Source organism: Nonomuraea sp. NPDC001684 (assembly GCF_053596515.1).
On the sequence record NZ_JBSFGJ010000572.1, the window covers coordinates 1 to 5,215 of the forward strand.

The 5,215-nt window shown below is 73.8% G+C and carries 8 protein-coding genes; 1 reads left to right on the forward strand and 7 read right to left on the reverse strand.

What is annotated here, in order from left to right; genetic code table 11:
- Positions 1 to 21: 21 nt before the first annotated feature.
- The 3 genes from ACWCSD_RS47395 to ACWCSD_RS47405 form a co-directional block, all read right to left on the reverse strand.
- Positions 22 to 147 carry a hypothetical protein gene (locus ACWCSD_RS47395; RefSeq protein ID WP_449925524.1) on the reverse strand — a complete coding sequence of 42 codons (126 nt, stop codon included), beginning with the start codon at positions 145 to 147 and terminating at the stop codon, positions 22 to 24.
- Positions 148 to 250: 103 nt separating this feature from the next.
- Positions 251 to 721, reverse strand: a complete 471-nt coding sequence (gene cynS / locus ACWCSD_RS47400; RefSeq protein ID WP_358301757.1) for a cyanase — start codon at positions 719 to 721, stop codon at positions 251 to 253.
- Between the two features lie 71 nt (positions 722 to 792).
- Positions 793 to 1,380, reverse strand: coding sequence for a carbonic anhydrase (locus ACWCSD_RS47405; RefSeq protein ID WP_358301760.1), 588 nt, complete (start codon positions 1,378 to 1,380; stop codon positions 793 to 795).
- Positions 1,381 to 1,503: 123 nt separating this feature from the next.
- Here ACWCSD_RS47405 and cynR point away from each other — a divergent pair, with 123 nt between their 5' ends.
- Positions 1,504 to 2,412 carry a transcriptional regulator CynR gene (cynR, locus tag ACWCSD_RS47410; protein WP_449925528.1) on the forward strand — a complete coding sequence of 303 codons (909 nt, stop codon included), beginning with the start codon at positions 1,504 to 1,506 and terminating at the stop codon, positions 2,410 to 2,412.
- A 33-nt stretch (positions 2,413 to 2,445) separates the two neighbouring features.
- Here cynR and ACWCSD_RS47415 read toward each other — a convergent pair whose 3' ends face one another.
- The 4 genes from ACWCSD_RS47415 to ACWCSD_RS47430 form a co-directional block, all read right to left on the reverse strand.
- Positions 2,446 to 3,717 (reverse strand): hypothetical protein, encoded by a 1,272-nt coding sequence (locus tag ACWCSD_RS47415; protein WP_449925531.1) that lies wholly within the window; start codon positions 3,715 to 3,717, stop codon positions 2,446 to 2,448.
- Positions 3,714 to 4,061: a hypothetical protein gene (locus ACWCSD_RS47420; RefSeq protein WP_449925534.1), complete on the reverse strand. Its 348-nt coding sequence runs from the start codon at positions 4,059 to 4,061 to the stop codon at positions 3,714 to 3,716. Before ACWCSD_RS47420 ends, ACWCSD_RS47415 begins: the two co-directional genes overlap by 4 nt.
- A gap of 18 nt (positions 4,062 to 4,079) precedes the next feature.
- A complete protein-coding gene (locus ACWCSD_RS47425) occupies positions 4,080 to 4,613 on the reverse strand; it encodes a hypothetical protein (RefSeq protein ID WP_397162717.1) in 534 nt (177 codons plus the stop codon).
- Between the two features lie 9 nt (positions 4,614 to 4,622).
- Positions 4,623 to 5,215: hypothetical protein (locus tag ACWCSD_RS47430; RefSeq protein WP_449925537.1), on the reverse strand; the 593-nt coding region annotated here is incomplete at its 5' end.

Here is a 5,215-nt window from a genome sequence, read left to right on the forward strand (position 1 = left end):
CTTCGACCGGCCCAACATCCACTACCGCATCACGTCCAAGAGCGACCCCAAGCGGCAGCCCTCCCTGACGATGACGGTCGCGAACGGGCGGCCGCCCTCGGCGACGTTCTGGCGGGCGAGGTCGATGGTGCGCTGGACGAAGTCCATGAAGGTCCTCCGGAAGTGGCCGGGCGGGCCGCCGTCGGGGCGGCTCCGCGAGGGACGGGAACCGGGCCCGCGATCGGGCCCGGGCTCGGTCAGCAGGACTCGGTCAGAAGGGCTTGGTCGGCAGGTACTTGCCGTCCAGGGTGATGACGGCGCGCTCGCCGCCCTCGGGGTCGGCGACCTTCTTCACGTCGAGCCGGAAGTTGATCGCGGAGATGATGCCGTCGCCGAACTGCTCGTGGATCAGGGCCTTGAGGGTCGTCCCGTAGACCTGGAGCATCTCGTAGAAGCGGTACATGGTCGGGTCGGTCGGGATCCGGTCCGGCATCGAGCCGCGGATCGGGATGGTCTGCAGCAGGGCCGCCGCGTCCTCGCCGAGGTCCAGCAGCTCGGCCACGGCCCGGGCGGAGCTCTCCGGCAGCGGGTGCTGGCCGAGGACGGCGGCGGTGGTGAAGGCCACCGACAGGCCGGCGGCGTCGGCGATCTGCTGCCAGGACAGGTCCTTCCGGATCTTGGCCTCGACGGCGGTGGCGGCCAGGGCCTGGCGGGCGGTGGGGTCGAACTGTGCGTGCACCATGTGTCGGTACGTCCTTCTCTTCAGGTGGTGTCGGGCTCGTCAGGTCGTGTCGGGAGAGCCCCGGAGCCGGGTCAGGCCGTGAGCGCGGCGCCCGCGGCGGTCAGGTCCTCGACGCGGCCGGTCGGGATGTCGTAGACCCAGCCGTGCAGGGTGACCTTCCCCGCCGCCAGCGCGCGGGCGACCGACGGGTGGGTGGCCAGGTTCGCCAGCTGGGCGAGCACGTTCTGCCGCACCAGGGCCGGCACGTCACCGTGGGTGGCGGTGCGGGCCCGGGCGGCGTCCGCGTGCCGCAGCCAGGCGGCGACGGTCGGGGCGCCGCTGAGGTCGTGCCCCTCGGCGAGGGCGGTCATCGCGCCGCACGCCGAGTGGCCGCAGACGACGACGTCCCGCACGCCCAGCGCGGCGACCGCGTACTCGATGCTCGCGGCCACCCCGTCGGCTTCGGGGCGGTAGGCGGGCACCAGGTTGCCGGCGGTGCGGATGACGAACAGGTCACCCGGCTCGGTGCCGGTGATCAGCTCGGGGACGACGCGGGCGTCGGAGCAGCCGATGAACAGCGTGTGCGGTGTGTGATGGGTGGCCAGACGGGCGAAGAGCTCCGCCTTGGCCGGGAAGACGTCCCGCTGGAAACGGGCGACGCCCTCGGCGAGGTCCTGCACGGTCACTCCCTTCGGCGGTGGCCGGCCCTTGCGGGCTGCTGACATCCAGCATGCATGACCTGGTCCTATAGTGTCCAAGAGGCGTTCCGCCTGATACTCATTGCTCTCATCTATAGTTGGTCCATGGCCGCTCTCGAACTGCGTCACGTGCGCTACCTGCTCGCCGTGGCCGAACACGGCAACTTCACCCGCGCCGCCGAGGAGCTGCACATCTCGCAGCCCACGCTCTCCCAGCAGATCAGGCAGCTGGAGCGGACCCTGGGCGTGCAACTGCTGGACCGCACCGGCCGCGCGGTACGGCTCACCGACGCCGGGGCCGTCTACACCGACCACGCCCGGCGCGCGCTTCGCGACCTGGCCGCCGCCGAACGCGCCGTGCACGACGTCCAGGACCTCTCCCGCGGCCACCTGCGGCTGGGCGTCACCCCGACCTTCACCGCCTACCTGGTCGGCCCGCTCACCGCCGAGCTGCACGTGCGCCACCCGGCCGTCGACCTCGTCCTGACCGAGATGCCCCAGGACCGCATGGAAGCGGCCCTGCTCGGCGACGACCTCGACCTCGGCATCGCCTTCGCCGGCCCCCACCTGCCCGGCGTCACCCCCACCGCGCTGTTCACCGAGACCCTCAGCCTCGTCACCGGCACCCCGCACGCCCGGACGCTGGCCGCCCCCCTACCGGTGCGCGCGCTCAAGGGCGAACGGCTCGCCCTGCTCAGCGGCGACTTCGCCACTCGAAGCCACATCGACGCCTACTTCGCCCGCCACCGGGCCGCCCCCCGCATCGCGGTCGAGGCCAACTCCATCCAGGCACTCACCGAGATCGTGCGCCGCACCCCGCTGGCCACCGTCCTGCCCGACGCCATCGCCCACGGCCACCCGCACCTCACGCCCGTCCCCCTCGACCCGCCGCTGCCCAGCCGCACCGTCACCCTGCTGCACCGCGAGGGCGCCTACCGCAGCGCCGCCGCCCGCGCCTTCACCGAGCTCACCGGGGACTTCGTCCGCTCCCGCGGCTACACCCCGCCCGCCTGAACCCCGGCGCGGGGCGTGCCGGGCATGTGTCGGTCAGAAGCCCGACACATGCCCGGCCGCCGACTCGGAGCCGCCGTCGCCGCCCGCCGCCGCCGGTTCGCCGGTCGCCGGGACGCTCCCGTCCGGCTGGACGGCGGCCTGCGCCGGTTCGTCGTGCTGCTGACTCGCTCCGGCCTGGGCCTGCTGCGCCGCGTCCGGACCTCCATGGGCATGGCCGGTGTCACCGGCCGTCCCGTCGTGCACGGGGAGCGGGTGCCAGGCGCCGTCGTGGCCCAGGAACCAGGCCGCGTTCAGCTCGACCCCCGGCGTGCCGCCACCGGCGTCGGGCGAGATCGGCGCGGCGGGCGGGACGGGGTGCCACGAACCGGCGGTGTCCTGCGTCCAGTCCAGGTTGACGACGCTCTGGGCGCCCGCGATCGTGTGGCCGTCCGGGCCGATGGGATGCCAGGTGCCCTCCGGGCCGCGCCAGCCCGACCCCGCGGTGCCGGGCGGGTCGCTCGCCGAGACGTGATGCCAGGCGCCGGCGGCGTCCCGGTAGCCGCCCTCGGTGTGCGTGATCGCGCCGGGGACCGGGGTGGAGGAGATCGCGTGCCAGGCGCTGCCCGGTTCGTACCACCATCCGCCCTGGAACTCGACGATCCCGTGGGGAGTCAGCGGGGCCGAGGGTTCATGACGGTGTTGTTCCGTGGCGGGACCGGCCAGGTCGGGTAGCGCGTGCAGCGGCGGCGCGACGTCGGAGGGCAGGGTGAACGCGGCCTCCTCGGCGCTCCCGTGGACCGCCCGGAAGAGGAGGTCGCCGAGGTCGTGGGCGACGTCGTGGCCGGTGGCCGCTTCGATGCCCTTGATCGCCGTGGTGCCCACGCCGTAGCCCGCCAGCGCGGCGCCGACCAGCGCGCCGGCCGGGGTGGTGACGTCCAGCAGCCCCAGCGTGGCGGAGTAGACGCCGGCGAGCCCGGTCGCGGCGGTGGCGGCGCCGTCGAGCACCTGCTCGCCGTTGCCGCCGCCCAGCCCCGTGCCGAGCTTCACGCCGCCGTTCCAGGTGTCGCGCGCGCCGGCGAACAGGCCGTAGCCGCTGATCGCCTGGTTCAGCGGCGGGAAGGCGAACGGGCCGGAGGAGCCCAGGCCGTGGGCGCTGCCGCCGAGCCTGTCGAAGTCGGTGTTCATCAGGAAGCTGGGCACCGTGAAGACGTTGACCACGTGCTGGAGGGCGTCGTCGGCTCTGCGGGCCGCGTCGTTGACGCCGCGCAGCACGTCCGCGGCCTGGTGCAGGGCGTCCCGCAGGGCCTGCGGCAGGAGGTCCGTCATGACCGGGTGAACAGGCCGGCCCGGGCGACGGTGTCGCCCGGCTCGGGCTGCGGCGTCCCGGCCGTCAGCGCGAGGTCCAGCTCGGCGGCCAGGATGGCCGCCGCGTGCGCGTACGGCCGGGACCCGACCGCCGCGGGATCGGCCTCCCGCCTGGCCGCCAGCTCGATCCAGGTCGCGAACGCCTCGGCCAGCGGCTGCTCGGCGGGCTCCGGCCGCAGTTCGCCGGCCTGCTCCACGAGCGCGGCGATCAGCTTCCTGCGCAGGCCCGACCCCGGCGGCCGGGGCGGGACCGCCTGGACGACCTGCATCACGGAGATCGCGGCACGCACCACGTCGACGATCATCTCGGCCTCCCGGCCCGCTCAGGACGCCGGGACCCGGACCTCGCCGAGGACCAGGTCACGCCCGTCCGGCCAATGGAAATCGTGCAGGGTGACGGTGAGGCGGGACGCCCTCGGCGAGGTGTCCCACACCGTGAACACGAGCTTGCTGCGCTGACCGAGCGGCGGGTCGCCGTCCCCGCCGCCCTGGAACGGCACCGCCGCGAGCTCGCTGCCGCTCGCCCGGTCGCTGATGCGGTAGATCATCCGGGAGGCGAACTGCCGCTCCTCCCGGGTCACGTACGCGGTGACGACGATCGACGGCCTGGTCCTCCCCATCCACCTGCTGACCGTCCGGGCGGTCCGCTCCACGGTGAACCGCCAGCCGTACCCGTGGATCGTCCACGGCGGCGGCCCGGACGCGTTCTTCCTGATCGGCTCGTCGGCCTCCAGGAACGGCAGCCTGGGCAGGCTGAGCCCGGGAACGGCCGGCCCGTCGAGCCCGACCCGGGGGACGACCAGCGCCGCCGCGATCAGCACGGCGATCACCAGGTTGGCGCGGGCGAAGAAGCGCATCCGCCGGCCCTAGAAGAGGATCTTCTTCATGGCGCGGCGCTCGCGCACGACCGGTCCCTGCAGTTCCTGGTAGAGCTTGTCGACCTGGCCCGGCCTGCCGAGCCCGGCCAGGACGATCGACTCCTTCTCCGTCCCGAGCATGTAGGTCAGCTCCAGCGAGGCGGTGTTCGTCAGGTAGGAGGACAGGGTGCGGACGTAACGGACCTGGGTGATCGAGGCGTACAGGATCACCTGCTTGCTCCGGTCCCTGACGCCCTGGGCCACGTCGACGCGGCGCTGGTGGAAGACGTACGACGTCACCCTGGCGGAGACGACGGCGGCCACCCAGGCCGCCACGGCGTACAGCCCGAGCGCCACGACCAGCAGCGGGACCCGCAGCACCGAGACGGACAGCGCCAGCGCCGTGGCCACGAGCGGGGTGAGCGCGAGGTGCCGGGTCTGCGTCCTGGTGGACCACACTTCCTGGCCGATGTCGTAGACGGCCCGTTCGTCCAGGTCGTCGGCCATGGTGCGCGGCCGGGCCGCGCCCAAGGGGGTGGTCAGGCCGCGGGCGTTCTGGCGGGAGCTCGGGGAGACCGTCGAGGTGCCGCCCGCCCGGTACG